The sequence below is a fragment of the Pseudomonas sp. 3MAES_34.3B genome, from assembly GCF_058145875.1.
Window position 1 is genome coordinate 1,089,755 of sequence record NZ_CM176960.1, and the last position, 24,276, is coordinate 1,114,030.

A 24,276-nucleotide genomic window follows, 5' to 3' on the forward strand; every position below is an offset into this window, starting at 1 on the left:
CGAGCGCGCGGCAGGTGCCGGTGTTATTTAGTGCTGGGCTCGCGGGCTGTTTCAGTGAGGCGATATTTCTTCACCTTGTCGAACAAGGTGGTCTTGGCCATGCCCAGTACCTGGCTGGCCTGGGTCAGGTTACCCCCACTCGCACTCAGGGCTTCCTCCAGCAGGTTGCGCTCCAATGCCTCCACGGCATCGGCGAAGCTCAGCCGTGGCGCCTGGGCATGCCCCTGTTTGAACAGCGGCAGCCCGAGGGCGTAGCGCTCGGCCACATTGCGCAGCTCGCGTACATTGCCTGGCCAGCTGTGACTGGCCAGCGCCGAGAGCGTGGCGGGCGTCGGTAGCGGCACCTCACGGTCGAACCGCAGCGCGGCCTGACGCACAAAGTGGTCGAACAATTCGGGTATGTCTTCCCGTCGCTCCCGCAGCGGAGCGATGGCGAGGGTGACCACGTTCAGCCGATAGTAGAAATCGCTGCGTAAGTAACCTTCGTGGTTGCCCTGGGCCAGGTCGGCCTTGGTAGCCGCCAGTACGCGAATGTCCACGTTCACTGGCTGGTTGGAACCGAGCCGCTCGAGCGTCCGCTCCTGCAATACACGAAGCATCTTCAATTGAAGCGGGCCGGGCATGCTTTCAACTTCGTCCAGGAACAGCGTACCCCCGTGAGCATGCTCGACCTTTCCGATGCGTGATGTGGCGGCACCACTGAACGCGTGAGGTTCATGGCCGAATATTTCGCTTTCGAACATCGGCTCGGGCAACGCTCCGCAATTCAAGGCAACGAAAGGCTGGGAAGCGCGTCGGCTGAAATCATGCAGGCAGCGGGCAACAAGCTCCTTCCCGGTGCCCGTCTCACCCGTGATGAGCACATTGGCCGGGGTGTCGGCCACATTGTTGATGGTTTCACGCAGGCTTCTCATGGCTGCGGAACCGCCGATCAAGCGTTGGTCCAGTGCTTCACGGCTGGCGAGCCGGCGGCGCAGTAACGACACCTCAAGCGCCAAGGCACGCTGCTCCAATGCCCGCCCTACCACCTCCACCAGCCGCTCCGGGGAGAAAGGCTTTTCCATGAAATCGTAAGCGCCCTGGCGCATGGCGCTAACCGCAAGGGCGACATCGCCGTGCCCGGTGATCAATACCACAGGAAGGCTGGCGTCGATGGCCTTCAGCCTGGCCAGTAATTGAAGGCCGTCCATGCCCGGTAGGCGGATGTCACTCACGACCACGCCCTGGAAATCCGCACCCACCCGTTCAAGCGCGAGCTCCGCGCTGGCCACGCCTTCGCTAGGAATGTCTTCAAGCCCCAAGGCCTGCTGGCAACCCAGCAATACATGAGGGTCATCCTCGACGATCAATACGCTCAAGGGTGCTTTCATGGCTGGGCGTTCCCGGGCTGTGCGTTATACAACGGCAGAATGAGGGTAAAGCTGGCACCAGGGGCTGCCCCGGTGTCAAGGCGCAGTTGGCCACCTGCCGCCGCAGCGAGCTGCGCTGAAAGCGTGAGCCCCAGGCCAAGCCCTTGCTCGCCAGGCTTGGTGGTGAAAAACGGCTCAAACAGGTGCGCGCGGCTCTCGGCATCAATACCCGGGCCATTGTCGCTGACGGTGAGCTGATACTGCGTTCCCATGCTCTGCCCTGTTATGTCTATTCGGGGAGCCGTTTCGCCATCCAGCGCATCGAGCGCATTACCGATCAGGTTGATAAGAATCAGTTCAAGTCGCGTCTGGTCGATGCTTACTTGTGCTGGTTCCAGCGTGCAGGCCAGCGTCAGCGGCCGCGCTTGCAGGCGCTGATCCAGCACGCCGCGAGCGGTGTCCACCGCGACGCCAACCTGGGCGCGGCCGCTGTGTTCACTGCCCCTGGCGAATGCTCGCAGGCTGGCAATGATCCGCCCAAGGCGATCAACCAGGTCATTGATGGTGCGCAGGTTGGTACTGGCAACGTCGAGGCGGCCGCGCTCCAGAAACCGCACTGTATTCCCCGACAGCGTTCGCAATGCGGCCAGTGGCTGGTTCAGTTCGTGGGCAATGCTGGTGGACATCTGGCCGATTGCGGCCAGTTTTCCGGCCCGCACCAGATCATCCTGGGCACGGCGCAGGGTCTGTTCGGCCTGGCGGCGCTCGCGGATCTGCTCCTTGAGGCGTTCGTTGCTGTTGCGCAGGTCCTGGGTGCGATCGGCGATTCGCTTTTCCAGCAGGCTGTTCGCTGCCTCCAATGCCTCGCGCGCCGCCAGGCGGGTAGCGATCACTTTGCGGCGCTCGTTGCGAGCGATCAATACGATCGCCATCAATGCAAAGGCGATCGCTGCCAGAATGCCGTGGATGATGGCCTCTCGACGCTGGTCCTTGAGCGGCGTGAGCAGGGTCATACGCCAACGCGTATCGGTAATTGACAGGCTTTGAGCCAGGTAGCGGGCGGGGCGCAGATGGCCGCCACCATCCTCTCGGTTGAGCGTAAGCCGCTCGACTCCAGCGCCCAGCGGCTCGCGCTCAAGGGGTTGCAACTCGCTCAACGGTGCCCAGTAGTACTGCAGGCTGCGCGCCAGGCGTTCACGATGCTCGGCGTCCAGTGGTTCGACCGACTTCAGCCGGCGAGTGGCGTCGCTGGACAGGATGATGATGCCGTTTTCGTCACTGACGAAGGCTTCCAGCCGGGCCTTTTGCCAGCGTGCTTCGAGCGCGTCAAGGCGAACCTTGACCACCGCCACGCCAATCAATGTGCCGTGGTCGCGTAACCCATGGGCCAGAAAATAACCCGCCTCGCCCGTGGTGCTGCCCACTCCGTAATAGCGCCCTGGCCGCCCCTCGATCGCATCCTTGAAGTACGGGCGGAACGACAGGTCCTCCCCTACGAAACTGTCTTGCTCACGCCAGTTGCTGCTGGCAACGACGTGGCCCTGAAGGTTCATCAGGAAGATGGCGCGGCTAGCGCTGCGCACCTGCAACCCGTCCAGGTAGACATTGACGGTTTCCCGTCCCTCAGGCGTGGAGTTGGTGAGCAGGTCACGCACGCTACGCTCAAGCTCGAGCACGCTGGGAAGGTAGGTGTATTTATCGAGCTCGCTTTCGACCGCGCGGGCGTGAAGCTCCAACTGGCGAGCGCCGCTGTCTGCCTGGTTGCGCAAACCGATGGCTTCGCTCAACAGGTAGCCGGCCAGGCCTATCCCGGGAATGGCCAGGGCAGCCAGTGGCAGCAGCAGCCACCGACGAATGAATGGGGTAATCACGGCAGCGAGAGTGGTATTGGCAAGCGGGGCGCCATTTCAACACAGGCACACCCGCTCGCCAATGCTGGCGGAGCTCAATGGCTCAGGCGGCGCGGTGGTTGCCGTTGCCGATAACCGCCCGGGAAAGGTAGTTCTCGAGCCCCTGCTGCGCGGCATCGTCGAGGAACAGCCCCAGCTTGGTCCGCCGCCAGAGAATGTCCTCGGCCGAGCGAGCCCACTCCTCTTGAACGAGGTAATCGACCTCACGGCTGTAGAGGCCTTCACCAAACAGCTGGCCCAGGTCGGACAAACGTTCGCAGCCTTCCAGGAGCTTCCAGCCACGTGCGCCATAAGTGACGGACCACCGCGCAGCCAGGGCGGCAGGCAACCAGGGGGCGCATGCCTGGAATTCCCCGGCCAGTGCCTTTGGCGTGGTCATGCCTTCGCCACCGGGCAGGGGCGCGCTGACGGTCCAGCCCGCGCCCATTTCAGGGAAGAAGGGCTTGAGCTGTGCCATGGCCGACTCCGCCAGCTTGCGATAAGTGGTGAGCTTGCCGCCGAACACCGACAGCAACGGCGCCTGGCCGGGCTCGTGGCTTAGGGCAAGGGTGTAGTCGCGGGTGATGGCCGATGGGTTATCAGACTCGTCGTTGCACAATGGGCGCACCCCGGAATACGTACGCACTACGTCCTCGGGGGTAAGCTGATGCTTGAAGTGGTCGTTGACCACCTTGAGGATGTAGTCCGTTTCCTCGCGCGTGATCGCAACCTTGGACGGGTCACCGGTGTACTCGCGATCGGTGGTCCCGATGATGGTGAAGCGATCAAGGTAAGGAATCGCGAATACGATGCGCTGGTCAGTGTTTTGCAGAATGTAGGCGTGCTCGCCTTCATAGAGGCGCGGAACGATCAAATGGCTGCCCTGGATGAGGCGAATGCCGTAAGGCGAGGTCAGCTTCAGGTCTTCGCGTATGAAACGCGCGACCCATGGCCCGGCAGCATTCACCAATGCCTTGGCGCGAATTGTATAACGCTCGCCGGCGGCGCCTTCGAGCTGCACTTCCCACACACCATTGTTGCGCTGGGCCTGCAGGCACCGCGTGCGAGTGCGTACGTGAGCACCGTGCTCTCGCGCGGCCATGGCGTTGAGGGCCACCAGCCGAGCATCGTCTACCCAGCAGTCTGAGTATTCGAACCCGCGCTTGAGGTCGGCCTTGAGCGGGTTTCGGGGGCCGAAGCGCAAGCTTCGAGAGGCCGGAAGTTTCTCACGCTTGCCCAGGTGATCGTAAAGGAACAGGCCTGCGCGGATCATCCAGGCCGGCCGCAGGTGCGGCTGGTGGGGGAGCACAAAACGCATGGGCTTGACGATGTGCGGCGCCTTGGCCAGCAGCACTTCACGTTCAGCCAAGGCTTCGCGCACCAGGCGGAATTCGTAATGCTCCAGATAACGCAGCCCACCATGGATCAGCTTGCTGCTGGCGGACGACGTATGGCTGGCCAGATCGTCCTTTTCGCAAAGGAACACCGACAACCCTCGGCCAGCAGCATCGGCAGCGATGCCCACGCCATTGATACCGCCGCCGATCACCGCAACGTCGTAAAGGGTTTCGGTCGAAGCTGAGGTATCGGGCATGTGGGCCTCCAGGCGGATTCGAAATTTATCCGAACATCAAATGTTCATTTTCGAAAATGGTAGCCCATCATTCGCGCAGCCGCTACCCGCTGATGATTGAAAATCTTCATCGGGTGAGCGAAAAACAACAATTATGAAAATCCGCGGAACCTTTGGCCGGGGCTGAACTTCACACCACGTCTAGCCGCACCTTGTGCTGGTTGAGCTGCTGGACGAGGGCCGGGGTGGGCGGGCTGTCCGTTACCAGGCAGTCAATCAAGGCAATCGAGCCCAGCCGTACCATGGCGTTGCGCCCGAACTTGCTCGAGTCGGCAGCAAGGATGACCTGCCGCGCATTGGCGATAATGGCTTGGGAGACCCGCACTTCCTGGTAGTCGAAATCCAGCAGGCTGCCGTCTTCTTCGTCGATGCCGCTGATGCCGACCAGCGCGTAGTCCACCTTGAACTGGCTGATGAAGTCTACGCAGGCCTGGCCCACCACGCCGCCGTCACGCCTCACGGTGCCGCCGGCCAGCAGCACCTCGAAGTCTTCCTTGCCACTGAGGATGGACGCCACATGGATGTTGTTGGTGATGATCTTCAGCTGGTTGTGGTTGAGCAAGGCGCGGGCGATGGATTCGGTGGTGGTGCCGATATTGATGAACAGCGAGGCGTGGTCCGGGATCTGAGCCGCGATGGCTTCGGCGATCCGTTGTTTTTCATCGCGCATCTGGTCGGCACGCATGGCGTATGCGGTGTTTTCGATGCTGGAGTCGTAGGCGGCGCCACCGTGATAGCGGCGCAACAGCCCGCCTTCGGCGAGCTGGTTGATATCCCGGCGGATGGTTTGCGGCGTGACCACGAACAGTTGAGCCATCTCTTCGATGCTCACGTAGCCGCGCTCTCGCACCAGTTCGAGGATCTGCTGCTGACGGGGGGGCAGGTTCATGGGAAGTCCTTGTCGCAGTAACAAAATTTTCCCATGATGCCGCAGCGCCCCCCGGTTTCGCTAGCCCGGTGCGGGCAGGGCGGTCATTCGGCCCAGCCGCGGGTGCGCTCGACCGCGCGTTGCCAGCCCGCGTAACTGGCTTGCCGCTTAGCTTCGTCTATCTGTGGCGTGAACGTGCGCTCGATCACCGCCTTGTTGCGCAGCTCGTCGAGGCTACCCCAGAAGCCAGAGGCCAGGCCAGCCAGATACGCTGCACCCAGGGCCGTGGTCTCGCGCATTTGCGGCCGCTCTACCGGTGTGCCAAGGATGTCGGCCTGGAATTGCATCAGGAAGTTGTTGGCTACCGCGCCGCCATCCACGCGCAGCGCACTCAGACGCGCACCGGCATCCTGTTGCATGGCATCGAGTACATCGCGGGTTTGATAGGCGATGGATTCCAAGGCAGCCCGGATGATGTGGTCCACCTTCACGCCACGGGTGAGGCCAAACAACGCGCCGCGAGCGTACGGGTCCCAGTAGGGCGCGCCCAGGCCGGTAAAGGCGGGCACCAGGTAAACGCCATTGCTGTCCTTCACCTTGGTGGCGAAGTACTCGGTGTCCAGGGCGTCATTGACCACCTTCAGTTCATCGCGCAGCCATTGCACGGTGGAACCGCCATTGAACACCGCGCCTTCCAGCGCGTAGGCCACTTCGCCACGCGGGCCGCAAGCGAGGGTCGTGAGCAGGCCATGGCGGGACGATACCGCCTTGCTGCCGGTGTTCATCAGCAGGAAGCAACCCGTGCCGTAGGTGTTCTTGGCCTCGCCCGGGTTGACACACATCTGGCCGAACAGTGCAGCCTGCTGGTCGCCGGCAATACCTGCGATGTCGATGCCGCTTTTGGTCTGGCCATACACTTCAGACGACGAACGCACCTGCGGGAGCATTTGCTCAGGGATGTCCAGCACCTCCAGCATCCGTTTATCCCACTGCAGCGTATGGATGTTGAACATCAGGGTGCGGGAAGCGTTGGTGTAGTCGGTGACGTGCACCTTGCCACCGGTGAATTTCCAGATCAGCCAGGTATCCACCGTGCCGAACAGCAATTCACCGCGGCGGGCGCGTTCCCGGCTGCCTTCCACATGGTCGAGAATCCACTTGACCTTGGTGCCTGAGAAGTAGGGGTCGATGACCAGCCCGGTGGTTTCTCGAATGTAATCCTCGAAGCCGTCACGCTTGAGCTGTTCGCAGATTTCGGTGCTGCGCCTGCACTGCCACACGACAGCGTTGTGGATCGGGCGGCCGGAGGCCTTGTCCCATACCACGACCGTTTCCCGCTGGTTGGTGATGCCCAGTGCCGCCACCTGAGCATGGCTGAGGCCGGCCTGGGCGAGCGCCTCTACCATGGTCGCGCTTTGTGTGGCGAAGATTTCCATCGGGTCATGCTCTACCCAGCCCGGTTGCGGATAGTGCTGAGCGAACTCTCGCTGGGCAGAGCAGACAACGTTGGCATCCCGGTCGAAGATGATCGCGCGGGAACTGGTAGTGCCTTGGTCAAGGGCGATGATGTAATTCTTGTCGGTCATGGCGGTTGCCTTGATTGTTGTTGGTTGGGTCGACTGTCACGCAGGTCAGGACACGCGCGCATCGGCCTCTTTTGTTGGATCTTCGGCCGTGCTGGAAGTATGGCTCGCGGGGGAGGCGGCCGGGAGATGGCGCGCCAGCAGCAGGCGATAGCTTACTGCCCCGAAGCATGCGCCCAGAATGGGAGCGGCGATGGGGATCACAAAGTAGGGAAGCTCGCGGCCACCGGTGAAGGCAATGTCGCCCCAACCCGCGAGGAAGGTCATCAGTTTCGGGCCGAAATCCCGTGCCGGGTTCATGGCGAAGCCGGTCAGCGGCCCCATGGCGCTACCGATCACGGCAATCAGCAGCCCGATCAGCAAGGGGGCCAAAGGCCCGCGCGGCAGGCCGTTATTGTCATCGGTAAGCGCCATGATAACGGCCATCAGGATGGCAGTGATCACCGCTTCAACAAGGAACGCCTGGCCATCGCTCAGCGCGGCGTTGGGGTAGGTAGAGAAGACACTTGCCAACTCCAGGCTCGCCTCGGTGCCCCTTACCAACTGGTGGGCGTGTTCATATTCGAAAAAAAGCGCACTGTACAGGGTGTACACCAAGGCCGCTCCGCAGAACGCACCCGCCACTTGCGCGACGATATAAAACGGCAACTTGCGCCGTTCAAAATCACCGAACAGGCACAGGGCGATACTGACAGCCGGGTTGAGGTGCGCACCGGACACTCCAGCCGTGAGATAGATCGCCATGCTTACGCCTAGGCCCCAGATCACGCTGATTTCCCATAACCCGAAACTGGCGCCGGCAACCTTGAGAGCCGCGACGCAGCCGGTTCCGAAGAAGATCAGCAGGGCAGTGCCCAGGAACTCGGCCGTGCACTGGCCGGACAGCAGGGGCTTGCTTGCATCGTTGGACATCCAGTACCTCATTTTTGTTGTTGTTCAGCGTACCGTCACGCGGCGTGGCCACAGAATCAGCCGGGGGACGTTCTCGGACGGAATAGACGGACTTACGGCAAAAAGGTTCTGCCGTGCATTCGTAAACGAAAAAATATAACCAGTAAATGCGTATGTAAAGATCGGATTCGAACCTTTTTGAGTCAAAACCTTGCCCGAGCGCGCGAGCCACGCCAATCCTCGTCTTTGCATATAAGCTTGGGTTTCAAATCGTTGCTTCGGTTGCCGTCGAAACCATGACCCCCGCCATTGACCTGTTGAAGAAACACCGCGTTACCTATCAGGTCCATGCTTATGAGCATGATCCCAAAGCGCCTTCCTATGGGCTTGAAGCTGCCGAGAAGCTTGGGCTGGAGCCGGAGCGGGTATTCAAGACATTGCTTGCCGCCAGCGAACGCCATGAGCTGCTGGTCGCGGTAGTGCCCGTAGTGGGGAGCCTGGACCTCAAGGCACTGGCCCAGGCTGCGGGGGTGAAGAAGTGCGACATGGCCGATCCCCTGGCCGCTCAGCGGGCCACGGGTTATCTGCTCGGGGGTATCAGCCCCCTGGGACAAAAGAAACGCCTGCGAACGTTCATCGACGCGCGCGCAAGCGGCTTCGAAACTATATTCGTCAGTGCCGGGCGACGTGGCCTGGAAGTTGAACTGCCCGCCAGCGCATTGGCCACTCTCACTACAGCTGCGTTCGCGGCTATCGGGAAAGGCTGAACGGGTAGATGGTGGAGTGCATCAGGGGGGTGTATGCATCTGGAGTATCACCAGGTTGATGTGTTTTCGAGCGGCCCCTTTGGCGGCAATCCGACCATTGTGTATCGGCTGGACCGCTGGCTGCCCGATGAGCTGCTGCAGCGGATAGCCACTGAACATAACCTTTCACAAACCGCCTTTGTGGTTCGTGAAGGTGGAGGGTGGCGCATTCGCTGGTTTACCCCGCGGGTGGAGGTGCCACTGTGCGGTCACGCCACGTTGGCCGCAGCCCATGTACTGCAGCTGATCTACGCTGAAGCGTCGGACACGCTGGAGTTCATCAGCCGCAGCGGCCCGCTCATCGTGAGCCGTGACAGCGAGCGCTTGTGGCTGGACCTGCCTGCCCAGTACCCCGACGAGGAGGGTGTAAGCCTTGACGTCCAGCGTGCATTGGGCGTGGATATCATCGACGTGCTAGGCGCCAATGAGTTGTTCGTGGTGCTGGAGTCCGAGGCGGCGGTGCGCGCCTGCCAGCCCGACTTCGCGGCTTTGGAGCGGCTGATGTGGATCGGGGTAGTGATTACCGCGCGGGGTGAGCAGCACGATTTCGTGTCGCGGTTCTTTGCGCCCCGCCTGGGCATTCCGGAAGATGCCGTAACCGGCACAACTCACTGTAGCCTGGTCCCCTACTGGGCCGGGCGGCTTCGCAAGAACACGCTCAGCGCCTACCAATGCTCCCGCCGCGGTGGCCAACTGGCCTGCCGGTTGGCGGGCGAGCGGGTGCACATTGGGGGCCAGGTGACGCTGATGGCTTCCGGGCGTTTGCTCGCGGGGGTGGGTGTCGAGCATGGAGCCGCCTGAGCGGCGATGCCACGGCGGGCTACAGGTGAACCGGAACGCTGCCAGGCGCTTCGAACAGCACAAGGTGCTCGGCCGCGACAGCAATGCCTACAGCTTCGCCAACAGGGTAATCGGCGTGGCTGGGGAACAATGCTTCGACCTGGCTTCCGGTGGGTAAGCGCAACTGATAGAGCGTGGACGCCCCCAGGAAACTCTTTCCGGTGATCTGCCCTCGCAGGCCGCTGTCGGGTGCCAGCACGATGTCGTCGGGGCGCAGGAGCACATCTACCGCAGCGTTGGTGGGCCAATCATAAGACCGGTGACCGCGCAGCTCGCCCAGTTCGGTATGAACCGTGGTAGGGCTGGTGAGCTCACCGCGTATGAAATATCCCTGGCCGATGAAACTGGCCACGAAAGGCGTTTGCGGCTGATGGTACAGGTTGTAAGGCGTATCCCATTGCTCGAGGTTTCCGCGGCGGAAAACCCCGACCTTGTCGCTTACCGCGAAGGCTTCCTCCTGGTCGTGGGTCACCAGAATCGCACTGATGCCACGGCCCTTCAGGATATCGCGCACCTCACGGCTCAGGCGGCGGCGCAGTTCCACATCAAGGTTGGAGAAGGGCTCATCCAGCAATAGCAGCTGGGGCTGGGGTGCCAACGCCCGAGCGAGCGCGACGCGTTGCTGCTGCCCACCGGACAGCTCATGGGGAAAGCGTTCTCCCAGCCCTTCCAACTTGACCAGCTCCAGCATCTCGCCGATCACCTGTGTGGCGTCGGCGCGCTTGCCCAGGCCGAACGCTATATTCCGGGCAACTGTAAGGTGGGGGAACAGGGCGTAGTCCTGGAACACCATCCCGATACGACGTTTTTCCGGGGCCAGCGTGTAGCCGTGACTGGAGATCACTTCGCCGGCAAGGCGAATCTCTCCTTCGTGCACAGGCTCGAAGCCGGCAATGGCTCGCAGCGTGGTGGTTTTGCCGCAGCCGGAGGCGCCCAGTAGGCAGCCAATTTCGCCCGGGGCAAGGTGCAGGTCGAGGTTCTGGACAACGCGCTGGCCGGCATAACCGCAGGCCAGGGCGTTCAAGCTCAATAATGCGGAGGCGTTCATTCGGCTCGGATGGCAGGTTTGACGAGGTATTCAAGCAGCGCTTTCTGGGCGTGCAGGCGGTTTTCTGCCTGATCCCATGCGACCGATCGCGGGTCGTCGAGCAGATCGTGGCTGATCTCTTCGCCGCGGTGGGCAGGCAGGCAGTGCATGAATACCACGTCCGGAGCGGCCAGATCGAGCAGTTCCTTGGTGACCTGGTAAGGCTTGAACCGCGCCAGCCGCTGTTCGGCTTCATCCTCCTGGCCCATGGAGGTCCACACATCCGTACTGATGAGGTGTGCGCCGCGGACTGCCTCGCGGGGGTCACGCAGTAGCGTCACGCGATCGCCAGCCTGTGCCAGGAAGCGTGCATCGGGTTCATACCCCTCGGGGCATGCCACGTTCAGGTGAAAATCGAATTGCACGGCAGCTTCAATGTAGCTGTTACACATATTGTTGCCGTCGCCGATCCACGCCACGGTCTTGCCCTGAATGGCGCCGCGATGCTCGAGGTAGGTTTGCATGTCCGCCAGCAATTGGCAGGGGTGCGAATCGTCCGACAGCCCGTTGATCACCGGTACGCGGGAATGTGCCGCGAATGTCGTAACAGTGGAATGAGCGAAGGTGCGGATCATTACGGCGTCGAGCATGCTCGACATCACGATGGCGGAATCTTCGACCGGTTCGCCACGGCCCAGCTGCGTGTCTCGCGATGACAGGAAGATTGCCTGGCCACCGAGCTGAATCATTCCCGCCTCGAATGACACGCGCGTGCGCGTTGAGGATTTTTCGAAAATCATCCCGAGTACGCGGTTTTTCAGCGGCTCGTGCAGCACGCCTCGGTCGCGCAGGCCTTTGAGCTCGATTCCTCGGCGAATCACCCGCGAGAGTTCGTCGGGGCTGAGATCCATAAGGGAAAGAAAGTGCCTGGCGCTCATTTTGACTACCTTTTTGCAACATGCCGGACACAGGGCCGCGCTGACCCTGGGGAGGCGAGCACCTGTCGGCGAAGGCCGCACAGGGCGGCGAATCGTTAAGGAGGACGCGATGGTATAAAAAAATGTCGCCTATTACCAACGGCTGTCACAGATTTTCAACGCCATACCATTGCCGAGCATGTCAGCGCGCCATTCGTCGCTGTCGGGGTGAACGCCGGCCGCAAGGTGGAGTCCGTTTCATGAAGGGTGTCACATCAAAGGCTGCTTTGACATGACAGCATTCCACAACGCTCTGCCGTGGGTGATAATGCGCCCCACGCGACACAGGGAGTCCCGAATGGAAGCGAAGGAAAAACAGTTGATGGAGTTGCTTGGGTTAACGGCCCGCACGCTGACCCATCTGACCGCATCGATCACCACCATGTCGTTCGAGTTGCTGCGAAGCGAAGACAAGGTAGCCCGCGAGGCGGGTCGGCATATGATCGATCGAATGGCGACTATCAGCTCGGAGCTGGACGCCCACTGGCAAATCATCGGCGAGATGACCGGCGTACATGTCCCGCAGGATGAAGTCGAAACCATTACCGAGATCGAAATGCTCAGCCCGCCTTCCGGCAATGCAATGCAATAGGCACTGCTGTCTGGAGCGGGTGCGAGCACAGGCCAGCCGGGTGAAGACCGAGCGTTGCACTCGGCTTTCCGTTACAATGGCGGCACGTGTCGACGCGCAGGTGTCGAGTAGCCAAGCCTGAGGTGCCCATGGATATCATTGAAACCATCAAAGACCAGATCGCCAGCAACACCATCCTGCTTTACATGAAGGGCTCGCCCAACGCCCCGCAATGCGGCTTCTCCGCGCGTGCGGTGCAAGCGGTGATGGGTTGCGGCGAGAAATTCGCTTACGTGGATATTCTTCAGAATCCCGAAATTCGCGCCAACCTGCCCAAGTACGCCAACTGGCCTACCTTCCCCCAGCTGTGGGTAGCGGGCGAACTGGTAGGCGGTAGCGATATCGTTGCCGAGATGGCCGCCAACGGCGAGCTGCAAACCCTGATCAAGGGCGCGGTCGCCAAAACGGCAGAGCCTCAAGCTGGCGCGTGAACGCCTGACGGCCTGTGTCTAGTCCTGAAATAGGTTTACACCTGTTTCAGTCTCAAAACGCCCGATGCACCGCATCGGGCGTTTTGTATTTCAGGGACAGGTGTGGCCGTTCCGCATTGTAGATCAGCACCGATTCATCCACCATTTTCACTGCTTCCGCCAGATTTTTAGGCCGCCATAGCAAAAGCTCGGTCTTCAAGATCCCGTTTACCCTCTCTGCCAGAGCATTCTGGTAGCAGTCATAGCCGTCGGTCATTGAGCATCTGACGTCATGGCTAGCGTGTAAGCCCTGGTAAAGCTCAGAGCAGTATTGGGCTCCACGGTCTGAGTGATGGATCAGTGGCAGCCTGCTTCGGCGTTCGCTAACTGCTTTTTCCATCGCTTTGATCACCGACTCGGTATGCAAGCTCTCATGCACATGATGTCCCACGATCTTGCGCGAGTAAGCGTCTGTCACGAGGCTCACGTAGGCGACGCTTTCCTGTGTCGGTAGGTAGGTTATATCTGCGACCCAGACCTGCTCGGGCCTGCTGGCAACGATTTGCCCTAGGCCCGCTTTGAGCAAGTTCGGATGGCGGCGAAAGCGGTGATGGCTGTCCGTCGTTTTATGGTAAGCCCGTTTGCGCACCACCAGTTCTCGAGCGTTGCGCAAGATGCTAAATAGGCGGTCTCTACCGACCTGCACTGGCGCGCCGACTTCGACGCTCATCAGGTAATGCAGCTTACGCGTGCCTATCCTGGGCTGGCGGCGGCGCTTTTCAAGAACAAAGTCCATGACCTCTTGATCTTGACGAGCCCTCGCGTCAAAAGCTCGATTACGTTGGTAATACGCTTGGCGCGAAATGCCCATGAACAGGCAAGCCCTGGTGATGCTCAGGCCTTGGATTTGCCCTTGCGAGAGGACTTGCCGGGTCGCTTTTTTACGACGGAAACACCATAGTCATTCTTCAGAACATTCACGACGGCTTCGAAGAATTGCGCCTTCTGATTGCTTAGCGCCAGCTGCTCTTCGAGCTCTTTGATCCGCTGCTCGGGTGTCAGCGGGAGAGTTGGCTCGGTCACGGACCTGCTCCTCGGCTCTCGAATTGAGGCGCCTTGGCTCCAGTCCTGCCGGCCATGCTTGCGTAGCCAGACCAGTACCGTGGACCGGCCCTGAATGCCGTAGCGCCGTTGAGCCTCTTTATAACTCAACTCGCCCTTTTCGACCTGGTCTACGACCGATAATTTAAAGGCTAGCGTGTAGTCACGCTGGCTCCGCCTTTTGCCCGAATCCATTGGCTCCTCCTGAAGATAGGTCAGAAGGTGTAAACCTTATTCAGGACGGGACACTGGAATAAAAAAAGCCCCGCACTTGCGGGGCTTTTTTATTGCCTTCGGGAACGTCAGGCGTCTTCTTCGCCCATCCCGGACTGCAGGTAGTTTTCGATACCGATCTTGTCGATCAGGCCCAGCTGGGTTTCCAGCCAGTCGATGTGCTCTTCCTCGGATTCGAGGATATCCTCGAGCAGGTCACGGCTCCCGTAGTCCCCTACGGTTTCGCAGTGGGCAATGGCCGCGCGCAGGTCCATCACGCCTTTCTGCTCAAGCTTCAGGTCGCATTCGAGCATCTCGCGGGTATGCTCACCGATCAACAGCTTGCCCAGTTCCTGAACGTTGGGAATACCTTCCAGGAAGAGAATGCGCTTGATGAGCTTGTCGGCGTGTTTCATCTCATCGATGGACTCGTCGTACTCATGCTTGCCAAGCTTGTTGAGGCCCCAGTCTTCGTACATGCGCGCATGCAGGAAATACTGGTTGATGGCGATCAGCTCGTTGCCGAGAACGCGGTTGAGATGCTGTATGACGCTGACGTCACCTTTCATGATTTTTGCCTGTGCAGGTGCAGATGCCCGAAAGTTTGCGCGCCGGAAAAGGCGGTGTCAAACAGGCATTTGCAGCACAAACCATCGCGAATGTGAACGACAATGGAAGGAATTTGCGTTGAACCGCCAATGGGAAAGCGAATGAAAAGCAGGCGGTTTGATCAGGCAGCTGTGAATTCTACTGGAAAGGTTGAAACGGCTTGAGCGGTGCGGACTTCCGCGAGGGTGTCACGAACCACTTCCTTGGCGAGGCAGGCGCACTTCCCACACTGGCTGGCTACACCTGTGGCCTGGCGGACTTCCCGATAACTGCAGCAGCCTTCGTAGATGGCTTCACGGATCTGACCGTCGGTAACACCTGTGCAGAGGCAAACATACATATCGCTGGCACCGTCGCTGGATGGCTCGAATGCCCCGGATCTTAATGTTAATGAGAATGCGTGTCAAAACGCGAAGAGGAGATTGACGCGCCGGGCGATGAAAGGTACCCGGCGGTCGTTGGAAATCAGGCGTCGAAGTCGCGCCAGCCACCCATGTCCTTCCAGCGGTTCACGATGCCGCAGAACAGCTCGGCGGTTTTTTCGGTGTCGTATCGGGCCGAGTGGGCTTCGCGCCCGTCGAAGTCGATGTCCGCGCTCTGGCACGCCTTGGCCAGAACTGTCTGCCCATACGCCAGCCCGGCAAGCGTAGCGGTGTCGAAGCTGGAGAACGGGTGGAACGGGTTGCGCTTGAGGTCGTTGCGGGCGACCGCTGCGTTGAGGAAGCCCAGGTCGAAACTGCTGTTATGGCCTACCAGGATCGCGCGCTTGCAGCCATTGGCCTTGAGCGCCTTGCGCACGCCGCGGAAAATGTCCGTGAGCGCGCTTTCCTCGCTCACCGCCATGCGCAGCGGGTGGTCCAGCTTGATACCGGTGAACTCAAGCGCGGCCGGCTCGATGTTCGCGCCGGCGAACGGTTCCACACGAAAGAACCAGGTATGGTCCGGAAACACAAAGCCCTTTTCGTCCATCCCGATCGTGGTCGCTGCAATTTCCAGCAACGCGTCGGTGGCGCTGTTGAAACCACCGGTTTCCACATCCACTACTACCGGCAGATAGCCCCGGAAGCGAGCCGCCATGGGGTGGCGGCTGGCGGATGAGGACGGGCCGTCGAGGTCTTCGTCGAATTGGTCTTCGCTCACGCTTGTGTCTCCACTACTCGCCACTGCAGGGTTTCGCTCGCACGCAGGGGCACGACTTCATGTTCGCCAAAGGCCAGGGCCGAAGGCGCTACCCAGCTTTCGCGGGCCAGGGTGATCCGCGAGGTATTGACCGGCAGGCCATAGAACCGGGGCCCGTGCATGCTGGCAAAACCTTCCAGCTGATCAAGCTTGCCCGCCTGATCGAAGGCCTCGGCATACAGCTCGATGGCGGCGTATGCGGTGTAGCACCCCGCGCAGCCGCAGGCCGCCTCCTTGGCGTGCCGTGCATGTGGCGCCGAATCGGTACCCAGGAAGAATTTCGCATCACCACTGGTGGCAGCTTCGATCAACGCGGCCTGATGAGTGTTGCGCTTGAGAATCGGGAGGCAATAGAAGTGAGGGCGGATACCCCCCACCAGCATGTGGTTACGGTTGTAGAGCAGGTGATGAGCCGTGATGGTGGCCCCAACATTGGCATTGGTGGCCTTGACAAAAGCGACGGCGTCAGCGGTGGTGATGTGCTCGAACACCACCTTGAGCGTAGGAAAGCGTTCGACAATCCGGCTCATGTGTTCGTCGATGAAGGCTTTTTCGCGATCGAAGACGTCGATGTCCGCATGGGTCACTTCACCGTGCACCAGCAGCGGCATGCCTTCCTCGGCCATGGCTTCAAGCACCGGGAACAGCCGATCGATGGACGTTACACCGGAATCGGAGTTGGTAGTCGCACCGGCCGGGTAGAGCTTGGCGGCATGCACATACCCACTGGCCTTGGCCAAACGGATGTCATCGGGCTGGGTACGGTCGGTAAGGTAAAGCACCATCAGGGGTTCGAAAGCGCTGCCGGCCGGGCGAGCGGCCAGGATGCGCTGGCGATACTCGCCCGCCTGCTCGGCATTACGCACCGGCGGCACAAGGTTGGGCATGATGATCGCGCGGCCGAAGTTGCGCGCGACGTCGGCGACGGTTTGGGCCAGGGCGGCGCCGTCGCGTAGGTGAATGTGCCAGTCGTCTGGACGTAGCAGGGTAATGCGGTCGGACATGAAAGGTACCAGGCGGGTCGAACTCATGGGGGCGCCGGCAGCGAAGCGGGTACGGTAAAAACCGCGGCCCCGGCGGAGCGCGGCCCGGCCAGGCGCTGCCATCGCCGAAGTGCCGCTGCGGGCTGCCAGTATGACGGGCTTGGGCGAATCCTACCGGAAAAGCCTCGTGGCGGCATCCGCTATCAAGTTTGACGCAAGGCGACCGATACGCAGTAGGTACGTAGTCATCTGCACCGGAGTCCACCGTGGGCCATCGTTTCCTTGCCTGTTTATCCTTGATCGCCTGTGGCCTCGCTACAGCGCCGGCGATGGCGTTCACCTTCCAGACAAGGCTGGAAAACGTAGAGTGGAAGGTCGAGGGCGATGCCTTCGAATGCCGCTTGAGCCAGCCAGTCGCTGATTTTGGCGAAGGCCAGTTCGTTCGCCGTGCGGGGGAAAAGGTGGTGTTCCGCCTCGATACCAGCATTGCCGCACTGGGTACCGGCAGCGCTACGCTGATGGCCGCCGCAGCGCCCTGGCAGCCGGGCAGGGGTGACATCAACCTGGGCGCGGCGCGTCTGGGCGGTGGGCCTGTTGTGCTGACGTCCAGCCAGGGACAGGCCAGCGGCCTGATCAGCGGGCTGATGGAAGGCCGCAGCACGGTGGTTCGCACGGTCTCCAGCGAGACGGGGCAGCCAATGGAAGTACGCCTGTTGCCGGTGAAGTTCAGCAAGGCATGGAATGACTATCAGGCGTGCACGGCAAAGCTGTTGCCGATGAACTTCGATCAGGTACGCATGAGCCAGATTCCCTTCCCGGGCACCGGCGTGGACCTGAGTGCGGGGGCCAAGGCGCGCCTGGACACTATCCTGGCGTTCATGAAGGCAGAGCCTGCGGTCAACCATATCGAACTGGACGGGCATTCAGACAACAGCGGCAATCGCCTGACCAACCGCGAGCTTTCGCGTCGACGAGCGCTGGCCGTGGCCGACTACCTCAAAGCCCATGGCGTGCCTGAAGAGCGCATCGACGTGCGCTTCCATGGCGAACAGTACCCGCTTGTACCCAATAACTCTGCCGCGAACCGCGCCCGTAACCGGCGTGTGAACATTCAGCTCGACAAGAAACCTGTGACGGATGTTGCGCCGGCCCCTGTGGCTGCGCCGTCCCAGCCTGCTCCGGCGCCGGCCGCCGCGCCTGCGTCGGGAAGCGCTCCGGCGAGCGCTCCGGCAGCTGCGCCCAGCTCCCCACCGGCCGCTGGCAAACCCCCAGTGAAGGGTTGAAACCTGCGCGAATGGCTCCGATTGTTGTCGCTTCCCCAACAGTGCCTGTCGCGCTACTGTAAATCCACGGCAGTCGGCGGTAGAATCGGCGGCTTTCAGCTAAACCCCGTGGAGTGATGGCATGGCGGACGTAAAAAAGGTCGTTCTGGCATATTCCGGCGGCCTGGACACCTCGGTGATCCTCAAATGGCTGCAGGATACCTACAACTGCGAAGTGGTGACCTTCACCGCTGACCTGGGCCAGGGCGAGGAAGTCGAGCCCGCGCGTGCCAAGGCCCAGGCAATGGGCGTGAAAGAGGTGTACATCGACGACCTGCGCGAAGAGTTCGTGCGCGATTTCGTGTTCCCGATGTTCCGCGCCAATACCGTATATGAGGGCGAGTACCTGCTGGGTACGTCTATCGCTCGTCCGCTGATCGCCAAGCGCTTGATCGAGATCGCCAACGAAACCGGCGCCGACGCCATCAGCCATGGTGCTACTGGCAAGGGCAACGACCAGGTGCGCTTCGAGTTGGGCGCCTACGCGCTCAAGCCAGGCGTGAAGGTTATCGCTCCGTGGCGTGAATGGGACTTGCTGTCCCGCGAGAAGCTGATGGACTACGCCGAAAAGCACGCCATTCCGATCGAGCGTCACGGCAAGAAGAAATCCCCGTACTCCATGGATGCCAACCTGCTGCACATCTCCTACGAAGGCGGTGTGCTGGAAGACACCTGGACCGAGCACGAAGAGGATATGTGGCGCTGGACCGTCTCGCCCGAGGCTGCGCCAAACACGCCGACCTACCTCGAGCTCACCTATCGCAATGGCGATATCGTCGCTATCGACGGCGTTGAGAAAAGCCCGGCGACCGTGCTGGCTGACCTCAACCGCATCGGTGGCGAGAACGGTATCGGCCGCCTCGATATCGTCGAAAACCGTTATGTGGGCATGAAATCCCGCGGCTGCTACGAAACCCCCGGCGGCACCATCATGCTCAAGGCACACCGGGCGATCGAGTCGATCACCCTGGACCGCGAGGTTGCTCACCTCAAGGATGAGCTGATGCCGCGTTATGCCAGCCTGATCTACACCGGTTACTGGTGGAGCCCCGAGCGGCTGATGCTGCAGCAGATGATCGATGCCTCCCAGGCTCATGTGAATGGGGTAGTGCGCCTGAAACTTTACAAGGGCAACGTCATCGTTGTGGGCCGCAAGTCCGATGATTCGTTGTTCGATGCCACCATCGCGACCTTCGAGGAAGACGGCGGCGCCTACAACCAGGCAGACGCCGCGGGCTTCATCAAGCTCAATGCCTTGCGCATGAGGATTGCCGCAAACAAGGGCCGCCACCTCGGTTGAGGTGCGTACCCGCTACAAGAGAACCGCGGCCTGGGCCGCGGTTTTTTTTATGTTCGTTTCAGCAGCATCAGGCCACACGGCTTTGCTGGCGTCCCCGGTTCAAGGGTGCCTCGAGCCCACTCCTGTACCAGAGAAAACAACGCCTCGCGCTCCAGTTCGTCTACGCAGTCCACGATCTGCAATTGGGCCGGCAAGGGTTTCAGGCCAACCTCTGCAGTGGTGGACGGTGGCGAAGGCGAGGCGGGGCTGGCGCAAAGAGCGGGCTTGGCGGTTGTCTCGGGGCGCTCGACAGGTGCTGCTTCTGGGGGGCTGGATTCTTCCTGGTATGGGGCTTGCGGGGCAGCGTTTGCGGATGTGAAAGCCTGCCGGTTGAAATTCAGGGTTATGAAAAACAGAGCGGTCAGAAACGGGGGGAAGCCCACAAGGAACCACACAAATACCTGCTGGTTGCGTACGTCGAGCAGGGGGAGGCAGGCCAGGGCAGAGGCTTCAGTGGTGGTTGCAAGCACCGCGATAAGCGCGAGGGGGTTATTGATGGAGTGGGCCGAAATATTCATGGTCATTCCTCATCCTTGGAAGGCGACCGTTGCGGTCTCGATACCAAGAATAGGGCTTGCCCAGCAGGTTCCGCACTAGATAACGCTAGAGCGAAGTGGAGCCCTTTTAACCGAAGTTATGTGTAACGCCTGTAGCCTGTAACAGGTTGACAGCTTAAATGCGAGCGCCGCAATTGATGTCCGGGGAAGGGGCGTGTAACGTTCCCGGCTCATTGTCATGCACGCCACATCCAGGAATCGAACGCTCGAGGTTAGTTGTAGGATATTTCGATCACGCATGTAAGGAGAATCTTAGACTCCACTAACCTGCAATTCCGGTAACACCTGCCACTGAAAACTGGGCTATGTTTCCTTGCTCCACAATAAACAGTAACAATCGGATTAGCTCATGAACAAAGTACTCATCGTGGATGACCATCCCGTGATACGCCTGGCGGTACGTATGTTGATGGAACGCCACGGTTACGATGTCGTCGGCGAAACCGACAACGGCGCGGATGCGCTGCAGCTGGCTCGCGAAGCGCAGCCTGATATCGTTATCCTGGATATTGGCATCCCCAGGCTGGATGGATTGGAAGTCATTAGCCGCCTCACCGCTGGCTCGATTTCGCACATGCGTGTGCTGGTCCTCACTTCCCAGGCACCCGGTCACTTTTCGATGCGGTGCATGCAGGCGGGAGCGGCGGGCTATGTGTGCAAACAGCAGGATCTTACGGAGTTGTTGAGCGCGATCAAGGCGGTATTGTCCGGTTACAGCTATTTTCCCAACCAGGCCTTGCACCCGGTTCGCAGCCATATGGGGAACGTGAGCGAGAAGGAATTAGTGCAGCGGCTATCCAGCCGGGAAATGATGGTCTTGCAACAACTGGCGCGGGGGCGTACCAACAAACAGATTGCCGATGCGATGCTGCTCAGCAACAAGACTGTAAGCACCTACAAAACGCGGCTGCTCATGAAACTCAACGCCAAATCTCTCGTAGACCTGGTTGAGGTTGCCCAACGCAACGGGATCGTCGGCTAGGCAGCCGGTGGGTAAGGCCCCGTTACAGGGGCCGCCAGAGCGATGGCTCCCAGAGCAGTGGCCTTCGCAGCAGGCTAGAAATCGAAGTTGTAGTCGTCCAATTGTTTCTGCAGGCGTCGCTCTTCCAGCAGGTTGTCGATGGTCCGGCGCTTGCTCAGGTTCGTCTTGCTTACCTCTACCACCGGCTCGACTTCATCGGCGTCAATCACAACGAAATCTTCGTCCACCACTTCCAGCTCTTCTTTCTCTGTCGTCATTCGTCCACTCCAGCCAGGCAGGCATCCACGGGGCGCTCTTCGCGCACCTTATATCGGCAAATTCGGAGTGGGTAAAAGAGATTTTTTCAATCAGCTGGATAGCACCGCTACGATTTTTTCAATCGTCGGACGTTTTTTCCTTGTACTCACACAGGTCCTCGATACGACAACTGCCGCAACGAGGCTTGCGAGCCTGACAAACGTAGCGCCCGTGCAGGATAAGCCAGTGATGAGCGTCAAGGAGGTAGGGCTTGGGCACATGCCTGAGCAGTGCCATTTCTACTTCGACCACGTTCTTGCCAGGGGCTATTCGCGTGCGGTTGCTCACTCGAAATATATGAGTGTCCACAGCCATCGTGAGCTGCCGGAACGCCGTGTTGAGTACCACGTTCGCCGTTTTTCGGCCTACGCCTGGCAAGGCTTCCAGCGCTTCACGGCTTTGCGGCACTACACCACCATGCTGTTCGACCAGCATGCGACAGGTCGCTATGACGTTTTTCGCCTTGCTGTTGTAAAGGCCGATGGTCTTGATGTATTCCGAAAGCCCTTCCACCCCCAGGGCCAGAACGGCTTCGGGGGTGTTAGCGACAGGAAACAAGCGGGCGGTGGCTTTGTTCACGCCTACATCCGTGGACTGCGCCGACAGAATGACCGCGATCAACAGCTCGAACGCGGTGGTATACGCCAGCTCTGTCCGAGGTTCGGGATTGTCTTCGTGAAAGCGGCGGAAAATCTCCAGCCGCTTGGCAGCATTCATCTGTTGGGTCCTTGCTGGTGCTTATTTGATCCGCTGCCCAGGCTTCGCGCCGCTGTCCGGGCTCAGCAGGTAGATCTCCGAGCCGCCAGGGCCGGCCGCCAGCACCATACCTTCGGATACCCCAAAACGCATTTTGCGTGGTTTGAGGTTGGCGATCATCATGGTCAGTCGGCCCTCGAGGGCCGCCGGATCCGGATAGGCGCTCTTGATCCCGGAAAACACGTTGCGCTGCTCGTCGCCCAGGTCCAGCGTAAGGCGTAGCAGCTTGTCCGCGCCTTCGACCGCTTCGGCCTTGAGGATGCGGGCTACGCGCAGATCGACTGCAGCGAAGGCGTCGAAGTCGATCTCGGAAGCCAACGGGTCGGCCACCAATTCACCGTTGCCTGTTGGTGCGGCTGGTGCGGTAGGTGCAAGGTTCTCCCGCGAGGCTTCCACCATGGCTTCTACGCGCGCCGGATCGATACGCGTCATCAGCGGCTTGAAAGCATTGAGCGGGTGGTCGGCCAGCAGGGTCTGGTGATCGTCCCAACGAAGCGGCTCCACATTAAGGAACGCTTCGGCATCGGCGGCCAGGGTAGGCAGCACCGGCTTGAGGTAGATCGTCAGCAAGCGGAACAGATTGACGCCAACCGCACAGATTGCCTGCACCTCGGCCTGTTTGCCGTCCTGCTTGGCCAAGGCCCAGGGCGCCTTGTCAGCGATCCAGGCATTGGCGCGGTCGGCAAGCGCCATGATTTCACGCATGGCCCGCGCGAAGTCTCGGTTTTCATAGGCGTCCGCGATGGCTGGGGCGGCTGCCACGAACGCGGCAGTCAGTTCCGGTTCGGCATTGCCGGCCACCAGGCGGCCAGCATTGCCCTTGTGAATGAAGCCGGCGCAGCGGCTGGCGATGTTCACGACCTTGCCGATCAGGTCGGAATTGACCTTCTGCACGAAGTCCTCAAGGTTCATGTCGAGGTCGTCGACGCCGCGGCCCAGCTTGGACGCGTAGTAGTAGCGCAGGTATTCGGGCGACAAATGTTCCAGGTAGGTGCGGGCCTTGATGAAGGTGCCGCGCGACTTGGACATTTTCTGCCCATTCACGGTCAGGTAGCCATGCACGCTAACCGCAGTGGGCTTGCGGAAGCCGGCGCCTTCGAGCATGGCGGGCCAGAACAGCGCGTGGAAGTTCACGATGTCCTTGCCGATGAAGTGATACAGCTCGGCGGTGGAATCCTTGCCCCAGAACGCGTCGAAGTCCAGTTCCGGGCGCCGCGCGCAAAGGTTTTTGAAGCTGGCCATGTAGCCGATCGGCGCGTCCAGCCATACATAGAAGTACTTGCCGGGCTCCCCCGGGATCTCGAACCCGAAGTAGGGCGCGTCACGGGAAATATCCCACTCCTGCAGGCCCGAATCCAGCCACTCGGCCAGTTTGTTGGCGACCGCCTCCTGCAGTGTGCCGCTGCGGGTCCAGGCCTGGAGCATGGCCTGGAAATCCGGCAGCTTGAAGAAGAAGTGCTTGGAGTCTCGCAGTACCGGGGTAGCCCCGGAGATAGCCGACTTCGGATCTTTCAGGTCGGTGGGCTCGTAAGTGGCGCCACATTTCTCGCAGTTGTCACCGTACTGGTCCGGCGTGCCGCACTTGGGGCAGGTGCCCTTGATGAAGCGGTCGGCCAGGAACATGTTTTTTTCCGGGTCGAAATACTGGGTCACCGAACGGGTGGCGATATGGCCCGCGTCGCGAAGGCGCAGGTAGATCTCGCTGGACAGCTCGCGGTTTTCTTCCGAATGCGTAGAGTGGAAGTTATCGAACTCCACCAGGAAGTCGGCGAAGTCAGCGCTATGCTCGGCCTTGACCGCGTCGATCAGCTGTTCGTTGGTGATGCCTTCCTTTTCCGCGCGCAGCATGATCGCCGAGCCGTGGGCGTCGTCGGCGCACACATAGATGCACTGGTTGCCGCGCAGCTTCTGATAGCGCACCCAGACGTCGGTCTGGATGTACTCGACCATATGGCCCAGGTGGATGGAACCATTGGCATAGGGCAGGGCGCTGGTAACGAGAATCTGGCGTGGCTCGGACATAAGGCTCGGCTA

The 24,276-nt window shown here is 60.6% G+C and carries 24 protein-coding genes; 7 read left to right on the top strand and 17 right to left on the bottom strand.

Annotation, left to right across the window (positions count from 1 at the left end):
• Window positions 1–23: 23 nt before the first annotated feature.
• The 6 genes from aauR to AC3Z8Y_RS04915 form a co-directional block, all read right to left on the bottom strand.
• Complete coding sequence (gene aauR, locus AC3Z8Y_RS04890; protein WP_490088685.1) at window positions 24–1,370, bottom strand: two-component response regulator AauR; 1,347 nt, start codon at window positions 1,368–1,370, stop codon at window positions 24–26.
• Window positions 1,367–3,220 (bottom strand): sensor histidine kinase, encoded by a 1,854-nt coding sequence (locus AC3Z8Y_RS04895; protein ID WP_490088686.1) that lies wholly within the window; start codon window positions 3,218–3,220, stop codon window positions 1,367–1,369. The genes aauR and AC3Z8Y_RS04895 overlap by 4 nt, the downstream gene beginning before the upstream one ends.
• 82 nt (window positions 3,221–3,302) lie before the next feature.
• On the bottom strand, window positions 3,303–4,832 hold the full coding sequence (gene glpD, locus AC3Z8Y_RS04900) for a glycerol-3-phosphate dehydrogenase (protein ID WP_490088687.1): 1,530 nt from the start codon (window positions 4,830–4,832) through the stop codon (window positions 3,303–3,305).
• A 169-nt stretch (window positions 4,833–5,001) separates the two neighbouring features.
• Complete coding sequence (locus AC3Z8Y_RS04905; protein ID WP_490088688.1) at window positions 5,002–5,760, bottom strand: DeoR family transcriptional regulator; 759 nt, start codon at window positions 5,758–5,760, stop codon at window positions 5,002–5,004.
• A gap of 83 nt (window positions 5,761–5,843) precedes the next feature.
• On the bottom strand, window positions 5,844–7,325 hold the full coding sequence (gene glpK / locus AC3Z8Y_RS04910; protein WP_490088689.1) for a glycerol kinase GlpK: 1,482 nt from the start codon (window positions 7,323–7,325) through the stop codon (window positions 5,844–5,846).
• A gap of 45 nt (window positions 7,326–7,370) precedes the next feature.
• Complete coding sequence (locus AC3Z8Y_RS04915) at window positions 7,371–8,234, bottom strand: MIP/aquaporin family protein (RefSeq protein WP_490088690.1); 864 nt, start codon at window positions 8,232–8,234, stop codon at window positions 7,371–7,373.
• Window positions 8,235–8,509: 275 nt separating this feature from the next.
• Between AC3Z8Y_RS04915 and ybaK the strand changes: the two genes are divergently transcribed.
• A complete protein-coding gene (gene ybaK / locus AC3Z8Y_RS04920; RefSeq protein WP_181117285.1) occupies window positions 8,510–8,980 on the top strand; it encodes a Cys-tRNA(Pro) deacylase in 471 nt (156 codons plus the stop codon).
• 33 nt (window positions 8,981–9,013) lie between these two features.
• Window positions 9,014–9,820: a PhzF family phenazine biosynthesis protein gene (locus tag AC3Z8Y_RS04925; protein ID WP_490088691.1), complete on the top strand. Its 807-nt coding sequence runs from the start codon at window positions 9,014–9,016 to the stop codon at window positions 9,818–9,820.
• A 19-nt stretch (window positions 9,821–9,839) separates the two neighbouring features.
• On the opposite strand, the gene AC3Z8Y_RS04930 is transcribed toward AC3Z8Y_RS04925, so the two are convergent.
• Together AC3Z8Y_RS04930 and argF are read right to left on the bottom strand one after the other, a co-directional pair.
• A complete protein-coding gene (locus tag AC3Z8Y_RS04930) occupies window positions 9,840–10,907 on the bottom strand; it encodes an ABC transporter ATP-binding protein (protein WP_490088692.1) in 1,068 nt (355 codons plus the stop codon).
• The gene (gene argF, locus AC3Z8Y_RS04935) at window positions 10,904–11,824 is read right to left on the bottom strand and encodes an ornithine carbamoyltransferase (RefSeq protein ID WP_490088693.1); all 921 of its coding nucleotides are present in this window, start codon (window positions 11,822–11,824) and stop codon (window positions 10,904–10,906) included. Before argF ends, AC3Z8Y_RS04930 begins: the two co-directional genes overlap by 4 nt.
• Before the next feature lie 337 nt (window positions 11,825–12,161).
• Here argF and AC3Z8Y_RS04940 point away from each other — a divergent pair, with 337 nt between their 5' ends.
• Both AC3Z8Y_RS04940 and grxD read left to right on the top strand, forming a co-directional pair.
• Window positions 12,162–12,455 (top strand): hypothetical protein, encoded by a 294-nt coding sequence (locus tag AC3Z8Y_RS04940; RefSeq protein ID WP_040261033.1) that lies wholly within the window; start codon window positions 12,162–12,164, stop codon window positions 12,453–12,455.
• A gap of 128 nt (window positions 12,456–12,583) precedes the next feature.
• A complete protein-coding gene (gene grxD / locus AC3Z8Y_RS04945; protein WP_490088694.1) occupies window positions 12,584–12,925 on the top strand; it encodes a Grx4 family monothiol glutaredoxin in 342 nt (113 codons plus the stop codon).
• Between the two features lie 52 nt (window positions 12,926–12,977).
• Here grxD and AC3Z8Y_RS04950 read toward each other — a convergent pair.
• From AC3Z8Y_RS04950 to pyrC, 5 genes are all read right to left on the bottom strand, one after another.
• A protein-coding gene (locus tag AC3Z8Y_RS04950) for an IS3 family transposase (RefSeq protein ID WP_490086788.1) occupies window positions 12,978–14,200 on the bottom strand; the annotation gives its coding sequence in 2 pieces (ribosomal slippage) (window positions 12,978–13,849 and window positions 13,849–14,200; 1,224 coding nt in all).
• 107 nt (window positions 14,201–14,307) lie between these two features.
• A complete protein-coding gene (gene bfr, locus AC3Z8Y_RS04955; protein ID WP_225775045.1) occupies window positions 14,308–14,787 on the bottom strand; it encodes a bacterioferritin in 480 nt (159 codons plus the stop codon).
• Between the two features lie 161 nt (window positions 14,788–14,948).
• The gene (locus tag AC3Z8Y_RS04960) at window positions 14,949–15,167 is read right to left on the bottom strand and encodes a bacterioferritin-associated ferredoxin (protein WP_490088695.1); all 219 of its coding nucleotides are present in this window, start codon (window positions 15,165–15,167) and stop codon (window positions 14,949–14,951) included.
• A gap of 125 nt (window positions 15,168–15,292) precedes the next feature.
• Window positions 15,293–15,967, bottom strand: coding sequence for a ribonuclease T (gene rnt, locus AC3Z8Y_RS04965; RefSeq protein WP_490088696.1), 675 nt, complete (start codon window positions 15,965–15,967; stop codon window positions 15,293–15,295).
• Window positions 15,964–17,010, bottom strand: coding sequence for a dihydroorotase (pyrC, locus tag AC3Z8Y_RS04970; RefSeq protein WP_490089939.1), 1,047 nt, complete (start codon window positions 17,008–17,010; stop codon window positions 15,964–15,966). Before pyrC ends, rnt begins: the two co-directional genes overlap by 4 nt.
• A gap of 245 nt (window positions 17,011–17,255) precedes the next feature.
• On the opposite strand from pyrC, the gene AC3Z8Y_RS04975 reads away from it, so the two are divergent.
• Both AC3Z8Y_RS04975 and AC3Z8Y_RS04980 read left to right on the top strand, forming a co-directional pair.
• A complete protein-coding gene (locus tag AC3Z8Y_RS04975; RefSeq protein WP_490088697.1) occupies window positions 17,256–18,272 on the top strand; it encodes a flagellar protein MotY in 1,017 nt (338 codons plus the stop codon).
• 121 nt (window positions 18,273–18,393) lie between these two features.
• The gene (locus tag AC3Z8Y_RS04980) at window positions 18,394–19,611 is read left to right on the top strand and encodes an argininosuccinate synthase (protein WP_181117295.1); all 1,218 of its coding nucleotides are present in this window, start codon (window positions 18,394–18,396) and stop codon (window positions 19,609–19,611) included.
• Between the two features lie 47 nt (window positions 19,612–19,658).
• Here the strand turns inward: AC3Z8Y_RS04980 and AC3Z8Y_RS04985 are convergent, their stop codons facing one another.
• Window positions 19,659–20,168, bottom strand: a complete 510-nt coding sequence (locus tag AC3Z8Y_RS04985) for a hypothetical protein (protein ID WP_490088698.1) — start codon at window positions 20,166–20,168, stop codon at window positions 19,659–19,661.
• Between the two features lie 388 nt (window positions 20,169–20,556).
• Here AC3Z8Y_RS04985 and AC3Z8Y_RS04990 point away from each other — a divergent pair, with 388 nt between their 5' ends.
• Window positions 20,557–21,189 (top strand): response regulator transcription factor, encoded by a 633-nt coding sequence (locus AC3Z8Y_RS04990; protein WP_181117297.1) that lies wholly within the window; start codon window positions 20,557–20,559, stop codon window positions 21,187–21,189.
• Between the two features lie 74 nt (window positions 21,190–21,263).
• Here the strand turns inward: AC3Z8Y_RS04990 and AC3Z8Y_RS04995 are convergent, their stop codons facing one another.
• The 3 genes from AC3Z8Y_RS04995 to metG all read right to left on the bottom strand — a co-directional run bounded on the left by AC3Z8Y_RS04995 (window position 21,264) and on the right by metG (window position 24,264).
• The gene (locus AC3Z8Y_RS04995) at window positions 21,264–21,446 is read right to left on the bottom strand and encodes a PA3496 family putative envelope integrity protein (protein ID WP_490088699.1); all 183 of its coding nucleotides are present in this window, start codon (window positions 21,444–21,446) and stop codon (window positions 21,264–21,266) included.
• 118 nt (window positions 21,447–21,564) lie between these two features.
• Window positions 21,565–22,203 carry an endonuclease III gene (gene nth / locus AC3Z8Y_RS05000; RefSeq protein ID WP_490088700.1) on the bottom strand — a complete coding sequence of 213 codons (639 nt, stop codon included), beginning with the start codon at window positions 22,201–22,203 and terminating at the stop codon, window positions 21,565–21,567.
• A 21-nt stretch (window positions 22,204–22,224) separates the two neighbouring features.
• Window positions 22,225–24,264: a methionine--tRNA ligase gene (gene metG, locus AC3Z8Y_RS05005; RefSeq protein WP_490088701.1), complete on the bottom strand. Its 2,040-nt coding sequence runs from the start codon at window positions 24,262–24,264 to the stop codon at window positions 22,225–22,227.
• Window positions 24,265–24,276: the final 12 nt, after the last annotated feature.

Excerpts from the sequence above, each read along its gene's own strand:
- aauR (WP_490088685.1), bottom strand. The coding sequence starts at position 1,370 with ATGAAAGCACCCTTGAGCGTATTGATCGTCGAGGATGACCCTCATGTA.
- glpD (WP_490088687.1), bottom strand. The coding sequence starts at position 4,832 with ATGCCCGATACCTCAGCTTCGACCGAAACCCTTTACGACGTTGCGGTG.
- AC3Z8Y_RS04905 (WP_490088688.1), bottom strand. The coding sequence starts at position 5,760 with ATGAACCTGCCCCCCCGTCAGCAGCAGATCCTCGAACTGGTGCGAGAG.
- glpK (WP_490088689.1), bottom strand. The coding sequence starts at position 7,325 with ATGACCGACAAGAATTACATCATCGCCCTTGACCAAGGCACTACCAGT.
- AC3Z8Y_RS04915 (WP_490088690.1), bottom strand. The coding sequence starts at position 8,234 with ATGTCCAACGATGCAAGCAAGCCCCTGCTGTCCGGCCAGTGCACGGCC.
- ybaK (WP_181117285.1), top strand. The coding sequence starts at position 8,510 with ATGACCCCCGCCATTGACCTGTTGAAGAAACACCGCGTTACCTATCAG.
- AC3Z8Y_RS04925 (WP_490088691.1), top strand. The coding sequence starts at position 9,014 with ATGCATCTGGAGTATCACCAGGTTGATGTGTTTTCGAGCGGCCCCTTT.
- AC3Z8Y_RS04930 (WP_490088692.1), bottom strand. The coding sequence starts at position 10,907 with ATGAACGCCTCCGCATTATTGAGCTTGAACGCCCTGGCCTGCGGTTAT.
- argF (WP_490088693.1), bottom strand. The coding sequence starts at position 11,824 with ATGAGCGCCAGGCACTTTCTTTCCCTTATGGATCTCAGCCCCGACGAA.
- AC3Z8Y_RS04940 (WP_040261033.1), top strand. The coding sequence starts at position 12,162 with ATGGAAGCGAAGGAAAAACAGTTGATGGAGTTGCTTGGGTTAACGGCC.
- grxD (WP_490088694.1), top strand. The coding sequence starts at position 12,584 with ATGGATATCATTGAAACCATCAAAGACCAGATCGCCAGCAACACCATC.
- bfr (WP_225775045.1), bottom strand. The coding sequence starts at position 14,787 with ATGAAAGGTGACGTCAGCGTCATACAGCATCTCAACCGCGTTCTCGGC.
- AC3Z8Y_RS04960 (WP_490088695.1), bottom strand. The coding sequence starts at position 15,167 with ATGTATGTTTGCCTCTGCACAGGTGTTACCGACGGTCAGATCCGTGAA.
- pyrC (WP_490089939.1), bottom strand. The coding sequence starts at position 17,010 with ATGTCCGACCGCATTACCCTGCTACGTCCAGACGACTGGCACATTCAC.
- AC3Z8Y_RS04980 (WP_181117295.1), top strand. The coding sequence starts at position 18,394 with ATGGCGGACGTAAAAAAGGTCGTTCTGGCATATTCCGGCGGCCTGGAC.
- AC3Z8Y_RS04985 (WP_490088698.1), bottom strand. The coding sequence starts at position 20,168 with ATGAATATTTCGGCCCACTCCATCAATAACCCCCTCGCGCTTATCGCG.
- AC3Z8Y_RS04990 (WP_181117297.1), top strand. The coding sequence starts at position 20,557 with ATGAACAAAGTACTCATCGTGGATGACCATCCCGTGATACGCCTGGCG.
- AC3Z8Y_RS04995 (WP_490088699.1), bottom strand. The coding sequence starts at position 21,446 with ATGACGACAGAGAAAGAAGAGCTGGAAGTGGTGGACGAAGATTTCGTT.
- nth (WP_490088700.1), bottom strand. The coding sequence starts at position 22,203 with ATGAATGCTGCCAAGCGGCTGGAGATTTTCCGCCGCTTTCACGAAGAC.
- metG (WP_490088701.1), bottom strand. The coding sequence starts at position 24,264 with ATGTCCGAGCCACGCCAGATTCTCGTTACCAGCGCCCTGCCCTATGCC.